20 protein-coding genes and 1 pseudogene are annotated in these 23,385 nt (G+C 72.3%); 13 read left to right on the forward strand and 8 right to left on the reverse strand.

The genetic code is table 11. The annotated features are described in order from the left end of the window. Positions 1-28: 28 nt before the first annotated feature. Positions 29-2,680 (reverse strand): aminopeptidase N, encoded by a 2,652-nt coding sequence (pepN, locus tag EV148_RS07200; RefSeq protein ID WP_131995764.1) that lies wholly within the window; start codon positions 2,678-2,680, stop codon positions 29-31. 98 nt (positions 2,681-2,778) lie between these two features. Between pepN and EV148_RS07205 the strand changes: the two genes are divergently transcribed. Further along, entirely contained in the window at positions 2,779-3,714 is a 936-nt protein-coding gene (locus tag EV148_RS07205; RefSeq protein ID WP_131995766.1) for a pyridoxal-phosphate dependent enzyme, read from the forward strand. 16 nt (positions 3,715-3,730) lie between these two features. Next, on the forward strand, positions 3,731-4,186 hold the full coding sequence (locus tag EV148_RS07210; protein WP_131995768.1) for a DUF2214 family protein: 456 nt from the start codon (positions 3,731-3,733) through the stop codon (positions 4,184-4,186). A 281-nt stretch (positions 4,187-4,467) separates the two neighbouring features. Here EV148_RS07210 and EV148_RS07215 read toward each other — a convergent pair whose 3' ends face one another. Further along, entirely contained in the window at positions 4,468-5,346 is an 879-nt protein-coding gene (locus EV148_RS07215; protein ID WP_131995770.1) for a DMT family transporter, read from the reverse strand. Between the two features lie 65 nt (positions 5,347-5,411). On the opposite strand from EV148_RS07215, the gene EV148_RS07220 reads away from it, so the two are divergent. The 5 genes from EV148_RS07220 to EV148_RS07240 all read left to right on the forward strand — a co-directional run bounded on the left by EV148_RS07220 (position 5,412) and on the right by EV148_RS07240 (position 9,483). After that, a complete protein-coding gene (locus tag EV148_RS07220; protein ID WP_131995772.1) occupies positions 5,412-5,987 on the forward strand; it encodes a DNA-3-methyladenine glycosylase I in 576 nt (191 codons plus the stop codon). A gap of 9 nt (positions 5,988-5,996) precedes the next feature. Beyond that, positions 5,997-6,911 carry an arginine deiminase-related protein gene (locus EV148_RS07225; protein WP_131995775.1) on the forward strand — a complete coding sequence of 305 codons (915 nt, stop codon included), beginning with the start codon at positions 5,997-5,999 and terminating at the stop codon, positions 6,909-6,911. 176 nt (positions 6,912-7,087) lie between these two features. Then, entirely contained in the window at positions 7,088-7,321 is a 234-nt protein-coding gene (locus tag EV148_RS07230; protein WP_131995778.1) for a PepSY domain-containing protein, read from the forward strand. 43 nt (positions 7,322-7,364) lie between these two features. After that, complete coding sequence (locus tag EV148_RS07235; protein ID WP_131995781.1) at positions 7,365-8,081, forward strand: response regulator transcription factor; 717 nt, start codon at positions 7,365-7,367, stop codon at positions 8,079-8,081. Positions 8,082-8,142: 61 nt separating this feature from the next. Next, on the forward strand, positions 8,143-9,483 hold the full coding sequence (locus tag EV148_RS07240; RefSeq protein WP_241988014.1) for an ATP-binding protein: 1,341 nt from the start codon (positions 8,143-8,145) through the stop codon (positions 9,481-9,483). A gap of 21 nt (positions 9,484-9,504) precedes the next feature. Here EV148_RS07240 and EV148_RS07245 read toward each other — a convergent pair whose 3' ends face one another. Genes EV148_RS07245 through EV148_RS07270 form a run of 6 tightly spaced genes read right to left on the reverse strand, consistent with a single transcriptional unit; the run spans position 9,505 to position 16,951 of the window. Continuing rightward, a complete protein-coding gene (locus EV148_RS07245; protein ID WP_131995787.1) occupies positions 9,505-10,746 on the reverse strand; it encodes a glycosyltransferase in 1,242 nt (413 codons plus the stop codon). Further along, positions 10,743-12,143: a glycosyltransferase gene (locus EV148_RS07250; RefSeq protein WP_131995790.1), complete on the reverse strand. Its 1,401-nt coding sequence runs from the start codon at positions 12,141-12,143 to the stop codon at positions 10,743-10,745. The genes EV148_RS07245 and EV148_RS07250 overlap by 4 nt, the downstream gene beginning before the upstream one ends. Continuing rightward, positions 12,140-13,321, reverse strand: coding sequence for a glycosyltransferase family 4 protein (locus EV148_RS07255; RefSeq protein ID WP_158287359.1), 1,182 nt, complete (start codon positions 13,319-13,321; stop codon positions 12,140-12,142). Before EV148_RS07255 ends, EV148_RS07250 begins: the two co-directional genes overlap by 4 nt. Then, positions 13,318-14,397 (reverse strand): glycosyltransferase family 4 protein, encoded by a 1,080-nt coding sequence (locus tag EV148_RS07260; protein WP_131995796.1) that lies wholly within the window; start codon positions 14,395-14,397, stop codon positions 13,318-13,320. The genes EV148_RS07255 and EV148_RS07260 overlap by 4 nt, the downstream gene beginning before the upstream one ends. Then, on the reverse strand, positions 14,394-15,800 hold the full coding sequence (locus EV148_RS07265) for a hypothetical protein (protein WP_131995799.1): 1,407 nt from the start codon (positions 15,798-15,800) through the stop codon (positions 14,394-14,396). The genes EV148_RS07260 and EV148_RS07265 overlap by 4 nt, the downstream gene beginning before the upstream one ends. After that, entirely contained in the window at positions 15,797-16,951 is a 1,155-nt protein-coding gene (locus EV148_RS07270) for a hypothetical protein (RefSeq protein WP_131995802.1), read from the reverse strand. Before EV148_RS07270 ends, EV148_RS07265 begins: the two co-directional genes overlap by 4 nt. A gap of 59 nt (positions 16,952-17,010) precedes the next feature. On the opposite strand from EV148_RS07270, the gene EV148_RS07275 reads away from it, so the two are divergent. From EV148_RS07275 to EV148_RS07295, 6 genes and pseudogenes are all read left to right on the forward strand, one after another. After that, a complete protein-coding gene (locus EV148_RS07275) occupies positions 17,011-17,544 on the forward strand; it encodes a hypothetical protein (RefSeq protein WP_131995805.1) in 534 nt (177 codons plus the stop codon). Positions 17,545-17,566: 22 nt separating this feature from the next. Beyond that, on the forward strand, positions 17,567-18,916 hold the full coding sequence (locus EV148_RS18415) for a hypothetical protein (protein WP_158287360.1): 1,350 nt from the start codon (positions 17,567-17,569) through the stop codon (positions 18,914-18,916). Between the two features lie 50 nt (positions 18,917-18,966). Then, a complete protein-coding gene (locus EV148_RS18420) occupies positions 18,967-19,728 on the forward strand; it encodes an ABC transporter permease (protein ID WP_158287361.1) in 762 nt (253 codons plus the stop codon). Positions 19,729-19,861: 133 nt separating this feature from the next. Continuing rightward, positions 19,862-20,473, forward strand: a pseudogene (locus EV148_RS07285) (ABC transporter ATP-binding protein); the annotation flags it as partial. Then, positions 20,470-20,751, forward strand: a complete 282-nt coding sequence (locus EV148_RS07290) for a hypothetical protein (protein WP_131995811.1) — start codon at positions 20,470-20,472, stop codon at positions 20,749-20,751. The pseudogene EV148_RS07285 and the gene EV148_RS07290, both read left to right, overlap by 4 nt. After that, positions 20,748-23,378, forward strand: coding sequence for a glycosyltransferase (locus EV148_RS07295; RefSeq protein WP_131995814.1), 2,631 nt, complete (start codon positions 20,748-20,750; stop codon positions 23,376-23,378). The genes EV148_RS07290 and EV148_RS07295 overlap by 4 nt, the downstream gene beginning before the upstream one ends. Positions 23,379-23,385 lie beyond the last annotated feature (7 nt).

Consider the following 23,385-nt stretch of genomic DNA (forward strand, 5'->3'; position numbering starts at 1 on the left):
GCTATCAGGCGCGCGACGGCGGCGGCGCTCAGGCGCCGGCGAGGCTGCGCCCGAGGATGTCGGCGAGGTCGGGAGACAGGCGTTCGCGGCCGAGCATCCGCTCGAGTTCGCGGCGCATCAGCGCGCGGCGCAGGGGTTCGTAGCGCCGCCAGGCACCGAAGGCCGTCGCGAGCCGCGCGGCGACCTGCGGCGTGAGCGCATCGAGGCGCAGGATCGCGTCCGCGACGAGCCGGTAGCCGTCGCCATCGACGCGGTGGAACGCGCGCGGATTGCGCAGGGCGAACGCGCCGGGCAAGGCATAGACGTTGTTCGGGTTGCTCCAGCGGAACGCCGGATGCACGAGCAGTGCCGCCACGCGCTCGCAGGCACGCGGGTCGGCCTCGGTCGCCTGCAGCGAGAACCACTTGTCCAGCACGAGCGCGTCGCCGGCGTGGCGCTCGGCGAAATCGGCGAGCGCCGCGTCCGCTTCCGTGTCGCGCATGCCGAGCAGCGCGCCGAGCGCGGCGAGGCGATCGGTGAGGTTGCGCGCGCGTGCGTATTGCGCGCGCGCGAGCGGCGCGTGCGCGGCGTCGGCACGGCACAGCGCGGCGAGGCAGGCATTGCGCAGGCGTCGGCGCGCCTGCGTCGCCGGATCGACCGCGAGGTCGTCGAGGTCGCCGAGCGCGGCATGTCGTCGCACGAGCTTCGAAGCGAGGGCGACCGCGAGCCCGGTCTCGATGCGCGCGCGCGCCTGGTGCACGGCTTCCGGGTCGATGTCCGCGAGTCCGTCGGCGAGCGACGTCGCATCGGCGATCGTGAGCATCTCCGCCGCGAGCGCAGGGTCGACGCCGGGATCATCGAGCGCGCTGCCGACGCAGGCCGTCCACGCGGCGAACAGCGCCGCGTCGGGTTCGCTGCCTGCGAGCGCCTGGGCGAACAGGCGCCGCACGAGCGCGTCGCCCGCGAACCAGCGGTTGAAGCCGTCGCTGTCATGGCGCGCGAGTGCAGCCAGCGCCGGCGGCGGCGTATCCTGGACGAGGCGCACGGGAGCGGAGAAGCCGCGCAGCAGCGAGGGCGTCGGTTCCTCGTCGATGTCGGCGAAGCGGAACGTGGCGGCGTCCCGGTCGAGCAGCAGCACGCGTTCGTGCGCGGCCGTGTCCGCGTCCTCGCCGTCGAGGCGCAGCGGCAGCGCGCGCCCGGCGGCGTCGAACAGGGCGATCGCGACCGGTATCGGCAGCGCGCGCTTGTGCGGCTGGCCGGGCGTAGGAGCCGTGTGCTGCTCGAGCGTGAGCTCGTAGCAGCGGCGGCGCGCGTCGTGGCGACCGCTCGCGCGCAGTTCCGGCGTGCCGGCCTGCTCGTACCAGGCGAGCCACGGCGAGAGATCCACGCCGTTCGCGTCGCCGAGCGCGGCGAGGAAATCCTCGATCGTCGCCGCGTGGCCGTCATGGCGCGCGAAGTACAGGTCCAGTCCGCGGCGGAAGCCGTCGCGACCGAGCACGACGCCGAGCATGCGCACGATCTCCGCGCCCTTCTCGTAGACGGTCGCGGTGTAGAAATTGTTGATCTCGCTGTAACGGTCCGGCCGCACCGGATGCGCGAGCGGGCCGGCGTCCTCGCTGAACTGCGCGCGCCAGAGCAGGCGCACGTCCTCGATCCGGCGCAAGGTGCGCGAGGCGAGGTCGGATTCGAACTCCTGTTCGCGGTAGACGGTGAGGCCTTCCTTGAGGCACAGCTGGAACCAGTCGCGGCAGGTGACGCGGTTGCCGCTCCAGTTGTGGAAGTATTCGTGGCCGACCACCGCGAGCACGTGGCGATGGTCGTCGTCGGTCGCGCTCGCCGGATCGGCGAGCAGGTACTTCGCGTTGAAGATGTTGAGGCCCTTGTTCTCCATTGCGCCCATCGTGAAGTCGTGCGTGGCGACGACGTGGAACGCATCGAGGTCGTAGCAGCGGCCGAAGCGCTCCTCGTCCCAGCGCATCGCCTGTTCGAGGCACTGCATCGCCCAGCCGCAGCGGCCGATCGCATCGGCCTCGGCATGGATCACGAGCCGCACGCGCCGTCCTTCCGCGGTGACGAAGGTGCGCTCGATCGATTCGAGCCTGCCGGCGACGAGCGCGAACAGGTAGCTCGGTTTCGGGTGCGGATCGACGAAGCGTGCCCAGTGGCGACCGTCGCCGAGTTCGCCGGCGCCGTCGGCGTTGCCGTTGGCGAGCAGCACCGGATAGCGCGCGCGGTCGGCGCGCAAGGTCACCCTGTAGCGCGCGAGCACGTCGCTGCGATCGAGGAACGGCGTGATGCGGCGGAAACCCTCGGCCTCGCACTGGGTCAGCAGGAAACCCTGTTCGCGCGTGCCGCTGAGGTAGAGGCCCTGCAAGGCCGTGTTGCGCTCCGGCGCGATGCGCACGCGTGACTCGAGCACGAGCGGCCCGCGCGCGCCGGGCACGACGAGCCGGTCGGCCGCGAGCGAGAACTCGTCCGCGCCGAGCACGCGGCCGTCGATGCGCAGTTCGAGCAGTTCGAGCGCTTCGGCATCGAGTTCGAGCGGCGCCGCCGCGTCGTCCTGGCGCAACGACAGCCGTGCCTGCACGATCGTCGCGGCGGCATCGAGGTCGAACACGAGTTCGACGTCGTCGATGCGCCAGGCCGGCGCGCGGTAGTCGCGCAGGAAACGGGTCGGCTTGGCGCCGGCGGGCTCGCTCATCGACGGAGAAAACACGAGAATGGAACGGAAGCGCAGGCTAGCACGCACGCCCGGCGCGCGTGTATCGTGGCGCGCTCCGACCGCCTGATGCCGCGAACATGCCAGCGCACACCCTGCCGGATTTCCGCGCGATCGAAGCCGCGGCCGCGCGCATCGCGCCGCACGCGCAGCGCACGCCGGTGATGCGCTCACGCTCGCTCGACGCGCTCGCCGGCGCCGAGCTCCACTTCAAGTGCGAGCACCTGCAACGCGGCGGTGCGTTCAAGTTCCGCGGTGCGTGCAATGCGGTCTGGTCGCTCGACGGGGCCGATGCCGCGCGCGGCGTCGTCACGCATTCCTCCGGCAACCACGGTGCGGCGCTTGCGCTCGCCGCACGCACGCGCGGCATTCCCGCGCACGTCGTCGTGCCCGAAGGCGCGGTGCGCTCCAAGCTCGCCGCGATCGAAGCCTGGGGCGCGACGCTGCATCGCTGCGCGCCTACGATCGCCGCGCGCGAGGAGGCCGCCGAAGCGGTGCGCCAGGCGACCGGCGCGACGCTCGTGCATCCGTACACCGATCCGCGCGTGATCGCCGGGCAAGGCACCGCGGCGATGGAACTGCTGCGCGAAGTCGACGGCCTCGAGGTGCTGGTCACGCCGATCGGCGGCGGCGGACTCATCGGCGGCAGTGCGCTCGCCGCGCGCGCGCTCGCACCCGGCATCGCCGTGTTCGCCGCCGAGCCGAGCGGCGCCGCCGACGCGTACGAGTCACTCCGCCGCGGCGTGCGCGTGACCGACATCGTGCCGGACACCGTCTGCGACGGCCTGCGCGGAACGATCGGCGCGATCAATCTCGCCCTGCTCCAGGCCTGCTCGGTGCGCGTGCTCACCATCGACGATGCCGACACGCTCGCCGCGCAGCGGTTGATCGCGGCGCGCCTCAAGCAGGTCGTCGAACCGTCGTCGGCGATCGCGCTCGCCGCGGTCTTCGCCCAGCGCGACGCCTTCGCCGGACGTCGCGTCGGCATCATCCTCTCCGGCGGCAACGTGGACTGACGAGGAGTCGAAAACCATGTGGACCGATGCCCTGCTCGCGTATATCCATTTCGCGGCGATCTTCGCGATGATCTGGTTCCTGTCGCGCGAATGGACGTTGCTGCGCACAGGTGCGGGCGCCGTCGACGTCGAGCGCATCGCGCGCGCCGACGCCGGCTACGGCGCGCTTGCCGTCGTCGTCGTGCTGAGCGGCGCGCTGCGCGCCGCATACGGCCTCAAGGGCTGGGCGTTCTATGTGCACAACCCCGCGTTCCATCTCAAGATAACCCTGTTCGTGCTGGTCGGCCTGCTCTCGATCCTGCCCACCCTCGCCTTCCTGCGCTGGCGTCGCGCGCGCCGCGCCGACCCGGCGTGGCGCGTGCCCGAAACGGAATGGCGCGCGGCGCGGCGCTGGATCCTCGTCGAGTTGCATCTGCTCGCGCTGATTCCGCTTGCGGCGGTGGTGATGGCGCGGGGCATGATCCACGGGTAGGCACTCCGTCGTTCCGTCGAAAGCCGGAATCCAGTTCGTCGTGTCGTCGTGCATGAAGGCGTCCGGTTCCGCTGCGCAAGGCCTGCGCCGCCGCTGCGGGCTGATCCTCCGCCCGGTCGCCGGGACGCAGGAGCCCCCTGGAGGAGCAAAGGCGACAGGCAACAGCAACGGCGACCATGCACGCGCGATGCAGCCTCGGCTGCGCGATCACTTCATTCCCGCGGAAGCGGGAATCCATCCTGATCCTGCTCCCGCTCCCACGGAGCAAGCCGCCACGCCGCTCAACCGCCGCGGCGCAGGTTGACGAGGGCGAGCGCGGCCGCGATCAGCACGATGCCGGTGCCTTCGGTGAGTGTCGGTCGCTCGCCGAGGACGAGCCAGGCGAAGCCGACGCCGGCGATCGGGATCACCAGGCTCGACAGGCCGGCGACGTTCGCAGGCAGGCGCTCGACGACGTACGACCACAGCAGCCAGGCGAGGCCGGAGGCGAGCAGCGCGTTGTAGACGAGCGCGCCGATGAACCAGTTCGACCATTCGATCGGCCGTTCCGGCACGACCAGCGCGATCACGACGACGGCGAGCGTGCCGATCAGCATCTGCCATGCGGTCAGCGACAGCGCACTCGTGCCGCCGCGCTGGAACAGGCGCTTGGAGCCGACCACGCCGATCGCCCAGCAGGCGCCGCCGGCGAGCGCGAGCGCGGAGCTGCCCGCGCTGCCGAGCCCGTGCCACGGATCGAGCACGAGCGCGAGGCCGGCCGCGGCGACCGCGAGGCCGAGCCAGAGGCGGCGCGTCGGCCTGTCGCCGAGCGCGAGCCAGCCGATCAGCACGACCCAGAACGGCATCGTGTAGGCGAGCAGCGCGGTCCTGCCCGCGCCGCCGGCGAGCAGCGCCGATTGCACGAACAGCTGGAAACCGGTCGTCTGCGCGAGGCCGATCAGCGTAGTCGGCCACAGCGGCGGCGGCCGCAGCGACTCGCCGCGCAGCAGCAGCACCGCGAACAGCACGACGCTGCCGAACACGTAACGCAGCGCGGAGAACTCGAACGGGCCGCTGTAGCGCAGCGCCTGCTTCATGACGATCCAGTTGTAGCTCCAGACCAGCGTGAGCAGCGCCAGCGCGACGAGCGCGGGACGGCGGGAAGATGAGACGGTGGTCACAGGTCGTGCGCGTGGCGCGGGCGGCGGGCTGCGTATGATACGTGTCCACGATCGAGGGTCGTTACATGAAAGGCCGGGAGCCTGTCCGCTGCGACTGGGCCGCAGGCAGCGAAATCGAACGCGACTACCACGATACCGAGTGGGGCGTGCCGCTGCACGACGATCGCGCGCTGTTCGAATTCCTCTGCCTCGAAGGCGCGCAGGCGGGCCTGAGCTGGCGCACCGTGCTGGCCAAGCGCGAGGCGTACCGCCGCGCATTCGCCGACTTCGACATCGCACGCTGCGCGCGCCTCACCGACGCGCGGATCGAGCGGCTGCTCGGCGATGCCGGCCTGATCCGCAACCGCATGAAGATCGAATCGGTGCGCGACAACGCGCGCGCGGCGCTCGAGGCGATCGACGAGCATGGCAGCCTCGACGCGTTCCTCTGGTCGTTCGTCGACGGCCGGCCGCTGCGCAACCGCTGGCGCACGCGTGCCGAAGTGCCGGCGACCACCGACGTCTCCGATCGCATGAGCAAGGCGCTGCGCAAACGCGGCTTCCGCTTCGTCGGCTCGACGATCTGCTACGCCTTCATGCAGGCGACCGGCATGGTCAACGACCACCTGGTCGGCTGTTTCCGCCACGACGCCGTGCTCTGAGGCCGCGCCATGTTCGTCACCGATCCCGCCGCCTTCCTCGCCGAGTTCAGCGACGAACGCTACCCGATGCGCGGCGCGGCGACCGCGCGCAGCGCGTTCCTCGTGAGCCCCGCGAGCGGCGTGCTCGCCGAGGAGTCGGCGCGCGACAACCGCTACATGGACCTCTCGCGCACGCCCGACCCCGTGCGCGCGCTGCGCCAGCACGCCGAGCTCGCGCGCCGCCTCGGCGCGGACGTGCCGGTGCTGACCTTCCCCGGCGATCCCGACTGCCCCGACGGCATGTTCCCGAACAACGTGTTCGCGACCGCGCGCGGCAACCTCATCGTCGGTCGCATGCGCCACCCGGTACGCCGGCGCGAGGCCGCGCGGAGCGACATCCGCGGCTTCTTCCGCGACGTGCTCGGCTATCGCGAACTGGACTTGTCGAGCGGCGACTACGTGGCCGAGTTGACCGGCGCGCTCGTGATCGACCGCGCGCGCGGCATCGGCTATTGCGGCCTGTCCGAGCGCTGCGACATGGCGGGCGCGCGCGCGATGCACGAGGCATTCGGCCTGCGCCTGACCTTCGCGTTCGAGCTCGCCGCGGGCGAGTACCACACCAACGTCGTGCTCGCCGTGCTCGCCGGCCGCGTGGTGATCCTCGCCGGCGACGGCTTCGCGGATCCGGCCGTGCCCGACGCGATCGCGCGCGCTTACGGTGGCCAGGCGATACGCCTCGATCCGGCGCAGAAGCGCGCGTTCGCCGGCAACGCGATCGCACTCGCGCCCGACCGCGTCTGGATGAGCGCGGCGGCAGCGGCCGCACTGGAACCCGCGCAACGCCGGCTGCTCGAGCGCGCCGGATTCTCGCTCGGCGCGGTCGACCTCGACGAGATCGAGAAGGCCGGCGGCAGCCTGCGCTGCTGCGTGGCCGAGATCTTCTGAGCCGCCGCGGCGCTCGCGCGCCGCCCTGCAACCGCCGCGCCGCACCGCGCTGGCGCATGGCGCCGCGCCCCGCGTGCAGGTTCAGCCGGAATTCAATGCCCGCTGCCGAGACTGCCTGCCACGGCGATCGTGGCTACCGCGGTTATGGCCGCGGTCGCTATGATGCGGACGGAGTGATGCGAGCCAATCGAAACCGCCTGCTGTTCCTGCTCTGCGCCGTCCTCGCCGCGACGGTCGTGCATGCGCGCGAGATCAGCGTGCAGGAAGCCGTGGCGAAGGCGCAGCAGGAGGTCGACGGCAAGGTGCTGTCGGTGCAGGCGCTCAATGTGGGCAAGCGCAAGGTATATCGCATCAAGATCCTGACGCGCGATGGCCAGGTGCGCATCGTGCAGGTGCAGGCCGAGCAGTAGGCGGCACGCCCGCGCGGGCACGGACGAGACTGACGGAGGACACATGCGCGTACTTTTGGTGGAAGACGAGGCGCCCTTGCGCGAAACGCTGGCCGCGCGCCTCAAGCGCGACGGCTTCGCCGTGGATGCAGCCGGTGACGGCGAGGAAGGCCTGTACCTCGGCCGCGAAGTACCGTTCGACGTCGCGATCATCGACCTCGGCCTGCCGAAGCTGTCCGGCATGGACCTCGTCAAGCAGTTGCGCGAGGCGGGGCAGCGCTATCCGATCCTGATCCTCACCGCGCGTTCGTCGTGGCAGGACAAGGTGCAGGGCCTCAAGAACGGTGCCGACGACTACCTCGTCAAGCCGTTCCACGTCGAGGAACTGCTGGCCCGCCTCAATGCGCTCGTGCGACGCGCGAGCGGCTGGTCGCGGCCGACGCTCGAATGCGGCCCGGTCGTGCTCGACACGACCGCGCAGACGGTCGCGGTCAACGGCAGTACGGTCGACCTGACGAGCTACGAGTACAAGGTGCTCGAGTACCTCATGCTGCACGCGGGCGAGCTGGTGTCGAAGGCGGACCTGACCGAGCACATCTACCAGCAGGATTTCGACCGCGACTCCAACGTGCTCGAGGTGTTCATCGGCCGCCTGCGCCGCAAGCTCGATCCGGACAACACGATCAAACCGATCGAAACCGTGCGCGGCCGCGGTTACCGCTTCGCTCTCGAACGCAGCGACAACCCGGTCGACGACAACGCGCAAGCCCAAAACGCCTGAGATCCCCCGCGTGGCGCGCCCGCTTTCGCTGCAAGCGCGCTCACTCGCGGCGGCGGGCGTAGTGCTCGCGGCGTTCCTGGCACTGGCCTTCATCGCACTCGACCGCGCGTTCTACGAGGCCGCCGAGAGCTCGCTGCGCGAGCGCCTGCAGGGCTACATGTACGCGTACCTCGCCGGTTCGGACACGACGCGCGCGGGGTCGCTGATCCCGCCCGAGGTCGGTCCGGACCCGCGGTTCGACCGGCCTTCGCTGAGCGGCCTCTACGCCGGCATCGTCGGCACGAAGATCCTCGGCTCGAAGGACGGCAGCTGGCGCTCGCCGTCGGCGGCCGGGCGAGACCTGCCGTTCACGGAACCGTTGCCGCGCGGCCCCGCGCAGTTCCGCGGACCGGTCGAGACGCCCGTCGGCGACCTGTTCGTGCTCGCACAGGGCGTGGACTGGAACAGCGGGGGCAAGAGCGAGGCCCTGCACCTCACGTTCTACGTCGCCGAGGACAGCGACGCGCTGCGCACGCAGATCGACGTGTTCCGCCGCACGCTGCTGACCTGGCTCGGCGTGCTCGGCATCGCGCTGCTGCTGCTCCTGCTCGCGGTGCTGCGCTGGAGCCTCGCTCCGCTGCGGCGCGTCGCCACCGACCTCGCGCGCGTCGAGCGCGGCATGCAGGAGCGCCTCGGCGACCAGTATCCGGTCGAGCTGTCCGGCCTCACGACCAGCCTCGACAGCTTCATCGAGGCCGAGCGCGAACGCGTCAAGCGCTACCGCAACACCCTGTCCGACCTCGCGCACAGCCTGAAGACCCCGCTCGCGGTCATGCGCAGCCAGCTCGAGACCGTCAGCGACGGCGAGTCGCTGCGCTGGACCGTGCTCGAGCAGGTCGGGCGCATGGACGAGATCGTCGCCTACCAGCTTTCGCGCGCGGCGACGTCCGGCCACCAGACCTTCGCCGCACCGCTGCTGCTCGAACCGTACGCGGAAGAGATCGTGCGCAGCCTGGAGAAGGTATACGCCGGCAAGTCGGTGCTGTGCGAGTTCGACATCGACCCGGCGGCGCGCTTCCACGGCGACCAGGGCGACCTCATGGAACTGCTCGGCAACCTGCTCGAGAACGCGTTCAAGTGGGCGCGCCGGCGCGTGCTGCTCGAGGCGCGCCCGCTCGCGACCGCCGGCGGGCGCCGCGCCGGCCTCGAGTTCACGGTCGAGGACGACGGGCCCGGCATTCCCGACGACCGGGTCGAGCATCTCCTGCAGCGCGGCGTGCGCGGCGACGAACGCGTGCAGGGCCACGGCATCGGCCTCGCGATCGTGCAGGACATCGTCAAGGCCTATCGCGGCGAACTCGGCGTCGACCGCTCGCCGACGCTCGGAGGCGCGCGCTTCAACGTGCGGCTCGGCGTGCGCTGAGCGCCGGCTGCACCGCGCGCCTCACGCCCGGGCGGGGCCGCGCGCCACCAGCCGTGCAATCGCTTCGGCGAGCGGCGCGAGCGCATGCGCCCAGGTCACTTCCTCGCGCCGCGCCGCATGATCGGCGCCGGCTTCGGGCGCGGCGCCGTCGAGCAGCGCGCGCAGCGCGCGCCGGAACGCATCCGCTTCGGCCGCGACGGTGATCGTCGGCCAATGGCGCGCATCGCCGTAACCGCGCAACGCATGCGGCGTCGCGAGCACCGGCCGGCCGCTGTAGATCGCTTCGGCCGTCTTGAGGTTGGAACCGCCGCCGGTGGTGATCGGCAGCAGGATCGCGCCGGCTCCACCGAGAAGCGCGACGAGATCCTCGTGCGGAACCTCGCCGAGCACGGCGAGGCGTGGCTCGTTGATGCCGCTCCAGGCGAGGAAGCGGCGGTGCTGGCGCAACACGTGGCCGACGCCGCCGGCGACGACGATCTTCTCGCCGGGGCGCAGGAACGCCAACGACGGCGCGAGCATCTGCCAGAACCCTTCCACGTTCGGCGGATGCGCGCTGCCGACGAACAAGGGGTAACGCCGCAGGCCGAGGCGCCGCTCCATCGCCGCGACGCGTTCGGTGTCGAACGCGAACGGTGCGATCGCGTTGTGCGCGGTAACCCAGGCGCGACGCGTCGGCGACGCGTCGGCCGCGCGCAGCTCGGCGAGTTCCTCGTCCGTGCACGCGACGACGAGGTCGGCGGCGGCGACCACGGCGCGTTCCAGCGCCTCCACCCGCGCGACTTCGCGCGCGTACGCACGCGGATCGGCGAAGCCGGCCGGCATCTCGTCGCGCTTGAGCTTCCACTCGATGTTCTGCGAGGAATACACCAGCAGCGGGCGTGCCGCATCGCGCGGCAGGCACTCGTCCAGCCAGCGGCGCACGGCCGGATACAGCCACGGCTGCTCGAGCTGGATCGCGTCCGGCTGCGCCTGCGCCATGCGCGCGGCGAACTCGCGGAACGCGCGCTCGTCACCGGCGAGCGCGTCGCCCGTCTGCAGGTCGGTGAAGCGCGACAATGCCGCATTCCAGCCCGGGAAAGCGGCCGCCAGGCCGATGTCGTCCGCTTCGCGCTCGCCGCGGTAGGTGTCTTCGTGCATCACGGCGATCGTGCGGACGTCGATGCCGGCGTCCCGGTAACGCGCGCGGATCGCCGCGCAGCGCAGTTGCCCGCCGTGGCGCGGCGAGCGCAGCGGATAGGTGGTGAGTTGCACGACGCGCTTCATGCGCCGGCCCTCGTCGCGGCGAGCAGGTCGAGCGCGAAATCGCGCCAGTGCCGCGGTACGTACTCCGCGCGGATGCGCGCTTCCGCCGCGGCGCGGGCCGCGGCGTCGTCGAGGTAACGGGTGATCGCCTCGTGCCAGCGCGGGAAGTCGAACGGATGGATCGCCGGGCACAGCCCCTGCGTGGCCTCGCGCAGTGCGGGCGCATCGGACACGATCGCGAGCTTGCCGTAGGCGAGGCTTTCGGTGGCGGCCAGCCCCCAACCCTCGTAGATCGACGGGAACACGGTGAAGGCGCAGCCGCGGTAGAGATGGGCGAGGAGGGCGTCGGAGACGTGATGCAGCATGACGATGCGGCCGGCTTCCCACACCTCGCTCGCCTGCATCTCCGCCCACAGGTCGTTCACGCCCCAGCCGAACATGCCGACCACGACGAGCCTGGGACAGGCATCGCCGCGACGGCGGTACAGCTCCTTCCATACCTGCAGCAGCAGGCGATGGTTCTTGCGCGTCTCGAACGTGCTCACGTAGAGCACGTAGTCGCCCGGTGCGAGCGCCTCGAGCGCGGCGCGCTCGTCGGCGGCGAGCGCATCGACGTCGGCGTCGCGATGCACGTCCGGCGTCGCCAGGTGCACGCTGCGGATCGGCGGCACGTCCCACAGGCCGACGCGGCGGTAGAACGCGGCGAGGTCGGCCGCGGAGGTGTCGGAGATCGCGAACACGACGTCGGCCGTGTGCGCGACCGTCGTGAAGTGTTCCGAGAACGGCTGCTTGGCGCTGCCGGCATATTCGGGGTAGTCGATCGGGATCGTGTCGTAGCACGCTTCCACGACGCGCACGCCGGTGCGCTGCTTGAGATGCCACGCGTGCAGCGCGCCGTGGTGCCATTGCAGGCCGATCGAGTAGAACGTGTCCTGCGCGGTCGGCTCGATGCGCTGCGCGACGGCGGTGGGTGCCGCCGGTTCCGGCGCCGCCTGCGATGCCGCCTCGCGCAAGGCGCGCTTCGACGCACGATGCCGTTCGAACGCGGCGTGATGGTCGGCCAGCACCTTGCCGAGGTCGCGCAGCAGCGGGTAGGCCGCCCTGGGCACGAGCCGCGGTCCGCGCGCAGCGAGCCAGTCGAACATGCGTTGCACGCGGCTGCGCGCCGCGGGCGCCGGTGCCGGCGGCGGCGCGCCGATCGCCGCGACGGGTTCGGCGCGGCACCAGGCGTCGTCGAGGATCACCCGCGCCTGGCGCGGCTCGATCACGCGGTATTCGCCCGCGGCATCGATCTCGCAGAACACCGTGCCGGGTTCGTGCAACAGGCAATGGCGCGCGAACTCGCGCTCCACGCGCACGATGCCGACCGGCGGACGGCGCCAGCGGACGCTCGTGGTCAAATCGATGTACAGGGTCATGATCCGTTCCTGGCTCGGGCCGCGACCGCGTCGATGCGCCGGAGCAGTCGCTCGCGCACGATCTCCTCGCGGTAGCGGTCGATCACGTACGCGCGCCCGGCCGCGCCCATGCGCGCCCGCTCGGCGCGCGATGCACCGAGCAGCGACGCCATCATCGCGGGCATTTCCTGCGGCGCGTCGTAGCACATGCCGCCGCCGGACGCGCGGACGTGGTCGCGCAGCACCTCGCACGCGCCGTTCACGAGCACGGGCGTGCGCTGCGCCATCGCTTCGAGCGTGACGATGCTGAAGCTTTCGTAGCGCGACGGCATGACGAAGGCGGCCGCGCCGGCCATCAGCGCGCGCTTGCGGTCCTCGTCGACGAAGCCGAGGTACTCGATGCCGGGTGCATCCGGCAGGCCGAGGTGGTCGGCACCGGTGAAGACGAGCGAAGCGCGCTCCCGGCCCGGCATGCGCTCGAACGCCTGCAGCAGGTCGTCGCAGCCCTTGCCCGCCTCGATGCGCCCGCAATAGAGGAAATAGGGCCGCTCGCGCACTTCCGGTTCGGCGGGCGCGGTCTGCTCCACCGCCATGCCGAGCACCTCGCCGTCACCGCGCCCCCAGATCCGCTCGGCGATGCGGCGTTCGGCATCGGTCAACCAGATGCAGTCGGCGCCGCCCGCATAGAGACGGCGGAACACCGGCAGGTGCGCAGCCGGTTCATCGTGCAGCGTCGGCACGAGGATCGCCTTCGCCGCGGGTACTGCGCGCAGGCCGAAGTACGTCGTCGCATAAAGATACGTGCAGAACACCACGGCGTCGTACGCGCCGGCCTGCGCGCGCAGCCAGTCGACGAGGGCGGGGCACCACGGTCCCTGGAAGCGGATGAATTCGTCCTGCAGCGCCTCCGTCCACGCCGTCGCGCCGACTGCGCCCGCGGCGGGCAGACGGTGGTAGAGCGCGTCCCAGTACGGCGTGCGGCCGATCACCACGGGGAAACGCCGGATCGCGATGCCCTCGCGCACTTCGACCCCGGCAGGCAGGGCGTCGTCCCAACGTACGTGCTCGGTCGCCGTCGACGTCAGGACCTCGACCTCGTGGCGCTGCGCGAGCATGCGCGCGTACTGCCACGCGAGGGCCTCCGAACCGCCGACGGCCGATGCGTGGCAACGCTGGACGACCACGCCGACGCGCGTCACGACAACCCCTCGAGGCATGCGAGCAACTGGTGTTCCAGTACGCGTGGCGCAAATGCTTCGGCGACGCGACGCAGGCCGCGCTCGCGCAGGGCGTGGCGCAGCTCGGCGTCACCGCGCAGGCGCTCGACCGACGCGGCGACGAGCGCCGGCTCCGGCTCGTCCCACAGCAGGCCGGCGCCACCGAGCGTCCACGGTTGCGCGGCGGCGGCGCGGGCGACGACCGGCACGCCGAGCGCCATCGCTTCGACGAGCGGCACGCAGAATCCTTCGTGCGCGCTCAACGACACGAAGGCATCGGCGCGCAGGTAGGCCGCCTTTAGCTGGTCGTCGCGCACGCCGTGCAGGAAGCGCACGTGCGCGCCGAGCCCGTGCGCCGATACGCGCTCGCGGATCGCCGCGTTGTAGCGTTCCAGGCGCGGATCCTCGCCGCCGACGACGAGCAGCCGTGCATGTGCATCGCAGCGGTCGAGGTAGAGGGCGAAGGCGTCGAGCAGCGCGAGATGCGCCTTGTTCGGAGCGAGGCGACCGACCGCGAGCCAGGTCGTGCCGTCGTGCGCGAGCGCGTCGAGCAGGCCAAGGTCGGCGGGCCGCTCGACGAGGTGGTCGAGCCGGTTGAACGGCGCGACCACGGCAGTGCGCTCGCGCGCCACGCCCGCGGCGAGCAGGTCCTCGACGTTGAACGGCGAGTCGCCGAGGTAAAGCTCGCAATCGAGGCCGGCGATCGTCGCGACCTCGTCGCGACCGGCGCCGCAGACGCGTTCGTATTCGCTCGACCAGCCAGTGAAGAATGCGGGCGGCGTCACGTTGTGGTAACGCACGACGCGCCGGCAGCGCGCCCGGCGCAGGATGTCGACGCCCGGCGGCCAGCCGAACGCGAAATGGTAGACGAGCACCGCACCCGGATCGTCGAGCAGCGGTTCGAGCGCGGCAAGCGGCTCCGCGCCGCCGGCGGGCGCGGAGGCGGCGAAGATGCGCGCCTCGTGGCCGTGTCGGCGCAACGCCGCGGCCATCTCGCGTGCGTCGGTGCCGATGGCGTCGCGCTCGCCGAGCACCGCGACCAGGATCGCGACCTTCATGGGGTTTCGCGTCGGAGCAACCAAGCGGGCGTGCCGTCGGCGGCATCGATGCGCGCCGCATCGGCGAATCCCGCCGCGGCGAACAACGCCGCGGACCAGCGTTCGAGGCGGGCGTCGCGCGCCTGTCCGGCGAGTTCCGCCGCCGTCGCCGCGACACCGCCGTGCGCGTCGGCGAGCAGCAGCGCGCCGCCGGGACGGAGCACGCGGTGCGCCAGCCCGAGCAGTTCCAGCACCGGCAGCTGCGCCGCGATCGCACCGGTGCCGGGCACGGTCAGCGCGTCGACGCTCGCGTCGGCACAGCGCTCGAGGAATGCGCGCGCATCCACGACTTCGACGACGACGCCCTCGCCGTGTGCCTCGCGCGCGAGCACGGGGTCGGGTTGCACGCACGAAACCTCGAAGCCGTGCGCGGCGAGCCGGCGGGTCCAGTCGGGGTCGCAGGCAAGCGCGACCACGCGCGCATGCGCGGGTAGGACCGGCGCGAGTCGCGCCTCCCAGCCGGCGTGGCGCGACGCGCCCGCGGCATCGCCGGCGGCGGCCTGCAGGGCGATGCGCGCCGCCCGAGCCTGCGTGGTGCCCACCTGCGCGTCCGCCACGCGCTCCACCTCGGCGAAGGTCTCTTCCAGGCGGTGCAGCCAGTGGTTGATCGCGTAGAAGCGATCCCGAACGAACTCGAGTTCGCCGAGCTTGTTGCGTTGCGCTTCGCTCGCCTGTTCGAGCGACTCGACGCGCGTGCGCAGCGCGACCTCGATCGCGGCGATCGTCCGCGCGTCGGCTTCGCGCGCGAGCACGAGCTGGTGGACGAACGCGTGCAGGTCGTCGATGCGCTGGCCGAGCAGCGCGACGTTCGCCTCGAGGTGGTCCGCGCGCGCGCCGAGCGCGTCGAGCGTGGCGCGCGTGTCTTCGTCGCGTGCGGCGAAATAGGTCTCCATCGCGCGCACGTGGCGTTGCTGCGCGCCCGCGCCGGCGAGCGCGAGCAGGCCATCGACGAGCGGGCCGAGCAGCGGGATGCGGTGCAGCTTGGCCAGGGCGTAGCGTGGCGCCAGGCCCGCGACACGGGCGCCGACGCGGCGCCCTTCGGCCGACCAGCGCAGGTCGCCGAGCACTTCGGCCTTGGCCGCGCCGCGCGCGAGGCGGGCGATCGCCGCCGCGGATTCCGCGGCTGTCGGCGTGCGCTTGAGCAGCGCGCGGAATGCGCCGTCGACGAAGGCACGATGATGCGCGTCGGTCAGCTCGCCGACCGCGTACGACAGCCGCGAGCTGTCGATGCGCGGCGCCATCTCGCCGGCCTCGACCGCCGCCCGGCTGCGCGGCAGCAGCGGGCGGCGCGCCAGTGCCGCCGCCTGCGCGCGGATCTCGCCGTGCACGCGCTCCAGCTGTTCGTCGTCGTACTCGTGATTCACGGCAACCCGCGCTGTCGGGAGGATCCGGCGGGCGCCGGCGTGGCCTCGGATGGATGTCGGCTGGCGCGCTCCCCGGCGCCGAGCGGGATGATGCCATACGCGCGCGCGGTGCCGATATCGATGAGCGCGTAGTCGGGCCCGTGGCGGCCATCGAGGCGCGCCGCGACGCGCCGCCAGCGCGCGCCTCCGGCGGCACGCGCGGCGGCGAAGTTCGCGGCGGGGTCCGCGGCAGCGCGCCCGTGGCGGGCACCGAGCAGGGTCGTCTCGAAGTATTCGGCGCGGTCGCGGTCGCGATAGCCGACGAACGCGTGGCCGGGCACGAGCACGATCAGCGCGCGCATGCCCAGCCGCTCCAGCACGGCGGCGATAAGCACGCTGCTGTCGATGCAGTTGGCGCGGCGGTCACGCCACACCGCCGCGGGCAGCCGCACGCGCTGGCTCCACACCACCGGGCCGCGGCTCAGCGCGGGGTCGCCCGCGTCGTAGGCCACGCCGCGCCGCTCGAGCGCGGCCCAGATCGCGGCGACGCGGTGCAGGTCGCTGCCACGGTCGAAGCCCGCGTCGGCGCGGCGCGCATCGGCGAGGATCTCGTCGACGACCGGGTCACGCGGGTCGACGTAGCCGGCGAACGCCCAGCCGAGGTCGACGCGATCGCGCCCCTCGCGCACGTAGTACGGCGCATCGAAGAGCGCATGCACGCGCACGTCGACGCGATGCGTGCGGGTCACGCCGTCCGCCTCGAGGCTCAGGCGCAGCGGTTGCTCGCGCGTGGCGTCGAGGGTGCGCAGCCAGGCCATGTCCCATTCGAGCCGCGGGTGCAGGTCGACGCGGTGCGCGCCGGCTTCGACGTCCGCCTCGAGCACGACCGGCCGGCGCAGACCGGGCGTGTCGATGCGCAGGCGCAGGTGGCGTGGCAGGTCGCTGCCGCGCAGGCTAACGCTGACCAGGCCATCGCCGTCGCCGAACCCGCCCGCGCGCGGGCGCGGTGACTGCGACAACTGCAGTGCCGGGAACAGTTCGCCCGCGGGCGTCACCTCGACCTGCCAGTCGAACGCGTGCGCCACGCCGGCAGCGGATGCGAGCGCGAGCGCGCCGGCGACGGCCAGCAGGCGGGACGGGCGCCAGTGCGGCGCGGTTGCCAGTGGACGCATCCGCCCACTATCGTTGCCGGCGCCGGCCGTTGTCCAGCCTCGAACCCAGGGAGTTCCGCATGCGTCCGCTCGCCCTCACCATCCTCGCCGCCGCCGTGTTGTGCGCCTGCAGTCCGTCGCCGCAACCGGCCGCACCGGAGGCGAAGCCGGCGCCGCCCGCGACGCCCGCCAGCGCGCCCAAGCCCGCCGAACCGACCGCGGCGGCGCCCGCCCCCGCCAAGGAGATCCCCGAGGGCGACTGCGGCGACCAGTCGAAGCTGCCGCCGGAGCAGCGCATCGCCAACACCGCGCGCTGGACCACGGCCAGCGAGCAGAACAATTTCGGTTTCGACGTGTTCCGCGGCGACAGCGAGAAAGGCGAGTTCACCAAGCTGACCAAGGAACCGATCCTCGGCGCCGGCACTTCGGACGAGACGCACAAGTACGAGTATCGCGACGACACGATCGATCCGTGCAAGGAATACTGGTACTACGTCGAGGGCATCACGACGAGCGGTTCGCACGAGAAGTTCACGCCGACCTTCCGCGCACCGCCGAAGGTGCGTCCGCGCGCGAGCGCCGCGGCCGCGCCGGAACCGGCGAAGAACGGCTGATGCCGTTCCCGCGCGCGCCGCGATGAACACCGCCGCGGCGACCGCGCGGCGCCGCCGCGTGCTCGCCGCGGCGTTCGTCGCCGCGTTCGCGCTGTCGCAGGCGCTGCTGTGGTACGCCTACTACGGCGCGGGCGCGAAGGCGCTGATCGGCGATGAACTGACCTACCAGCAGACGGCGCTGTCGATCCTCGCCGGCGGCGCATGGATGCCGGGCACGATCTGGCCGCCGCTGCAGCCACTGCTGCTCGCGGCGGTGTACGCGCTGTGCGGCGTGCACGTGCTCGCCGCGCAACTGCTGCAGACGCTGCTGTTCATCGCGTGCGGCGCGCTGCTGCGCGACCTCTGGCGCCGCCTCGGCGGCAGCGTCGCCGCGGCGAACACCGCGGCCGCGCTGTTCCTGCTCGACCCCGGCATCGCCGCCTACGCGCACTGGCTGTGGCCGGAGATCCCGCACCTGTTCCTGCTGCTCGGCGCGCTCGCCCTGCTGCTGCGCGCGCGCGCCTTCGCCGCCGGCCTGTGCGTCGGCCTCGCGCTGCTCGCGAAAAGCCTGCTGTCGCCGTTCTGGCCGGTGCTCGCCTGGCTGCTCGTGCGCGGCGAGCGGCCCCTCGCGGGCCTGCGTCCCGTCGTGATCTTCCTGCTCGGCATCGGCCTCGTCACGGCACCGGCGCTGCTGCACGGCTGGCGCGAGTACGGCAAGCCGATGATCGCCGACAGCTCGATCTACAACCTCTGGGTCGGCCTCAACGACCACTGGCGCAGCGATTACGTCGAGGACATGGGCGGTCGCACGCTGCCCGGGTTCCTCGCCAGCGCCGACACGCCGCAAGCGCGCAACGCGATCTACCTCGCCAAGGTGCGTGCGCTCGTCGCCGAACGCGGCGTCGTCGACGTCGCGATGGCGCAGCTCGGCCGGCAGTACTTCCGCCTGTTCAGCGCGAAGACGCCGCTCGTGTCGCAGTTGCCCGGACCCGCGTGCGCGGGCCACCTGTCGGTGTACACGAGCTCGCCGGTGCTCACGCGCGTGCTGACCTGGGCCAACGACGCCTTCCATGCGCTGATCCTCGCCACGGCCGCGTTCGGCATCGCGGCATGGCGGCGCAGGCCCGATCGCCTCCTGCTCGTGCTCGCGTTGTTCGCCGGCTACCAGCTCGCGCTGTTCGCGCTGATCCACGTGAAGGCGCGCTTCCTGCTGCCGCTGCTGCCGTTCCTGTGCGGCTTCGCCGGCAGCTTCCTCGTCACGCTGCGCCGCCGCGGCGACGACGAGGCGACCACGATGACGCCGTTGCGCCTCGGCATCGGCGCCGCGCTCGCCGCCGTGCTGCTGTTCCTCGCGTTCGCCGGGCCCGCGCTCGACCGCCTCTGCGCGGGCTGAGCCGGCGTGAATCCGGTATCCTCGCGCCCGCCCCCCGTGCCTGCCTCGCGATGCGTCTCCACCTCGTCGAACTCGTCCTCTTCAGCACCTATGCCGAATTGCGCGCCGAAGCCGCGCGCAGTTACCTCGGCCTGATCTGGTGGGTGCTGGAGCCGGCGATGATGATGGGCGCGTTCTGGCTCGTGTTCGACGTGATCCTCAGGACCGGCGGCCCCGACTACGTGCCGTTCCTGCTCATCGGCATGACCCTGTGGCAGTGGATGAAGTCGTGCATCACGCACGGCGGCTATGCAATCTGGGGCAGCCTGCCGATGGTGCGCCAGGTGCGCCTGCCGCCGCTGGTGTTCCCGCTCATCGCGATGCTGTCGGACACGGTCAAGTTCGCCTGCATCTTCGTGCTGCTGGTGATGATCCTGTGGGCGCTCGGCTACCCGCCGAACGCGGCCTACTGGGCGCTGCCGATCGTGTTCGCCGCGATCTTCCTCGCCGCGGCCGGCGCCGGCTTCGTGATCTCCGCGCTGGTGCCGCTCGTGCCGGACCTGCGCTTCGTCATCGAGCAGGTGCTCATGGTCGTGATGTTCCTGTCCGGCGTGATCTTCCCGCTCGACAAGGTGCCCGAGCACCTGCGCTGGGTCATGGCGCTCAACCCGGTCGCGGTGGTCATGGACGACGCGCGCGGCATCCTGCTGCACGGGCAGTTGCCGAACTGGATCGGCCTGTCCAAGGTCGCGCTGATCTCGGTCGTGCTCTGCGCCGGCGGCGTGCTGTTCGTGCAACGGCTCGCGCCGCGGTTCCCGAAACTCGCCAACTGACGATGAACGACTCCCATCCCGCCCGCGCGAGGCCCGCGTGAACGACGTCGTGATCGAACTCGACCATGTCGGCATCGCGTTCGCCTCGCAGCGCAGCCTCGGTGGCGGGCGCTACTGGGCGCTCGAGGACGTCAGCCTGCAGCTGCGCCGCGGCGAACGGCTCGGCGTGATCGGCCGCAACGGCGCGGGCAAGAGCACCTTGCTGCGCGTGCTCGCCGGCATCCTCGTGCCGGACCGCGGCACGATCCGCCGCGGCGGCGTGTCGTGCCAGCTCATGTCGCTCGCGCTCGGTTTCGTGCCGCACCTGTCCGGCCGCGACAACGCGATCCTGTCCGGGCTGCTGCTCGGCCTGCGCCGGCGCGACATCGTCGCGCGCCTGCCCGCGATCCATGCATTTTCCGAGCTCGGCGACTTCTTCGACAAGCCGATCGCGACCTACTCGGCCGGCATGAACCTGCGCCTCGCGTTCGCGGTCGCGATCCAGGTCGAACCCGACGTGCTGCTCATCGACGAAGTACTCTCGGTCGGCGACGCGGAGTTCCAGGAGAAGTCCGGCGCGGCCCTGCGCGCGCGCATGGGCGAAGGCCACACCGTCGTGCTGGTCAGCCACGACGAGAAGCAGATCGCCGAGCGCTGCGATCGCGTGCTGTGGATCGAACACGGGCGCAGCGTGCTCGAGGGCCCGCGCGACGAAGTGTTCGAGGCCTATCACCGCGACCTGCACCACCCGCCGGAGGCCGCGTGAGCGCGAACCCGCCGGATGCCGGACGCGTCGCCGCGCTCGCCGCGCGCCTGCAGGTGGAACCGCGCGCGCTGTTCGTCGCGGTCGCGCGCCTGGCGGCCGCGGCGGATGCGCCGCCTGACGGCGAGGGCCTGCGGCGCGAGCTCGCGCGCGTCGCCGCGGCGCCCGAACCGGCACGGGACGCCGCCGCGCTGGCATTGCTCGGACCCGGGGCTTACGCGCTCGACGACGTCGAGCGCGCGCTCGGGATGGCCTGGTCGGCGCGCGTGCGACTGCCGTGAGCGTCCGCGGCGCGGCATTGATCGTGCTCGCGTGGAACCAGTGGCCGACCACGCGCCGCTGCCTCGACTCGATGCTTGCGACCGACCTCGACGCCGCGCAGGTGATCGTCGTCGACAACGGCAGCAGCGACGAGACGCCGCTGGCACTCGCCGCCTACGCCGACCGGGTGCGGATCGTGACGCTGCCAGCGAACCTCGGCTTCGTGCGCGGCATGAACGCCGGCATCGACGCCGCGCGCGCCGACGACGATGTCGTGCTGCTCAACAACGACCTCGTGTTCGAACAGGCCGACTGGCTCGGCCGCCTGCGCGACGCGGCGTACGCAGCGCCTGAAAACGGCGTCGTCGGCTGCCGCCAGCTCGGCGAAGGACGACGCCTGTACCATGCCGGCGGCTTCATCGAGGCCGACGAACTGTGGGGCCAGCAGACCGAAGCGGGGGAACTCGAACGCGACGTCGCGCAGTTCACGCGCACGCGCCGCGTGCAGGGTGTCGCGTTCGCGCTCGCCTACCTGCGGCGCGACTGCATCGACCGCATCGGCGTGCTCGACACGATCTTCCACAGCTATTTCGAGGACACCGACTACTGCCTGCGCGCCGCCGATGCCGGCGTGGCGACGATCGTCGCCGGCGCGGTCACGCTGCAGCACGAGCAGCACGGCTCGACGCGCGACGACGGCGGCTTCCGCGCGCGCCTGTGGCAGGCGAGCCGCGCGGCATTCGCCGATCGCTGGCAGGACCGCCTGCGCGCCGGATATCGCGGCGACGTCGCCTGGCAGGGCACGACGCGCTGGCCCTATGCGCACGCGCACCTCGCGCGCAGCTTCGTGCGCCGCCTCGATGCGCGCGGCCTGCGCATGGCGCACGTGCCGCTCGCGCCGGAAGTGCCCTCGCCCGAGGATTTCCGCCTCGCCCTCGCCGGCCGGCGGCGGTGGGCGCCGCCCGCGCAGGCGGCGGTCGTCTGCGGCGATGGCACCGCCTTCGCGCGCGCGCGCGGCCGCGTGCGCGTCGGCCTCGGCTTCGGTGAATGGGCGCAGGTGCCTGCCGGCTGGCGCGACGCCGCGCGCTCGCTCGATCTCCTGCTCGTGCCCGATGCATTCCAGCGCGAGGCGTTCCGCGCCGCCGGAGCGGACCTGCCGATCGAGATCCTTCCGATCGGCGTCGACGCAGACTATTGCCATCCACGCGTGCCGGCGCCGCGCGATCCGGCCCGGCGACTCGCGTTCTTCGCCGTCGTCGACGCACTCGCGCGCGATGCACCGGATGGTCTCGTGCGCGCGTTCCGCGCCGCGTTCGATCGCGACGAAGCGGTCGCTTTGCTCGTGCTCGTGCGCCCCGGCGGCGAATCACCCGCGGTAACCGAAACGCTCGCCCGCGCGGGCGGGGGCGACCCGCGCATCCGCGTCATCGCCGACTGGGCGCACCCGTGGTACCAGCGCGCGCAATGGCTCGCCGGCACCGACGTTTACGTCTCGGTGCGCCGCGGCGGCGGCTGGGACCCGTACGCGGCCGAGGCGCTCGCCTGCGGCAAGGTGCTCGTCGCCGCCGACTTCGGCAGCCAGGCCGAACTCGCGCGCGCATACGGCGTCGCCGTCGCCTGCGCGCGCTCGACCGATCCCGCGAGCGGCCTGCCGTGGGCCGAGCCGGACCACGATGCCTTCGTCGCCGCGCTGCGCGAGGTGCACGCGCGCCGCGAGGAACGGCTCGCGCGTGCGCGGCACGACGCGGATGCGTTCGCGCGCGCCCATGACATCGAAGCGAGCGCGGACCAGCTCGCCGCGCGCATCGGCGAACTCGCCGGGCTGCGCGCGCCACTGCCGGCACCACGGCCGCACCGCCCGGCCGATCTACCGCGCCCGCCGAGCGGGCAGATCATCGTGCTCGGCATGCATCGGTCCGGCACCTCGAGCGTCGCCGGCCTGCTCGCACGCATGGGCGTCGCGGTCGGGCCGGAACAGGACCTGCTGCTCGGTCCGGACAATCCGAAAGGCCACTACGAGTCCGCGCGCCTGCACATGGCCTGCGTGCGACGGCTCGCCGCCGCCGGCGGCGACTGGCGCGATCCGCCCGGCGTGGCCACGCCGGGCGCGGTCGATGCCTTCCGCCGCGAAGTCGGCGCGCTCGTCGACGAGTTCGACGCGCAGCGGCCGTGGCTGTTCAAGGAGCCGCGCCTGTGCCTGCTCGCGCGCGAGTTGTTGCCGTTGCTGACGCGACCGCTGTTCGTGCACGTCGTGCGCGATCCGTTCGCGGTCGCCGATTCGCTCGCCGCGCGCGACGGGTTCACGCCCCAGGCCGCGCTCGCGCTGTGGGAGCGCTACACGCGCGACGCGTTCGAGGCGAGCCGCGGCTGGCCGCGCCTCGTCGTCGACTACGACGTCCTCTGTGCCGAGCCGGAAGCGGAAACGCGCCGCCTGTTCGATGCATTGCGCGCCGCCGGCGTCGACGGCATCCATTTGCCGCCGGCCGACGTCGTGCAGGCGTGGATCGAGCCGAATGCGCAGCGCGTGCGCGCAGCGGCGGCGCTGCCCACGGCGGCGCAGCGCGCGCTGCAGGCCGCGATCGCCGATCGCAGCATCCTCGCCGACGCGCCGCCCGCGTCGCTCGTCGCCGTGCCACGGAGCGCCTGATGACGGA

The sequence above is a fragment of the Dokdonella fugitiva genome (genome assembly GCF_004342425.1).
Lineage (GTDB): Bacteria > Pseudomonadota > Gammaproteobacteria > Xanthomonadales > Rhodanobacteraceae > Dokdonella_A > Dokdonella_A fugitiva.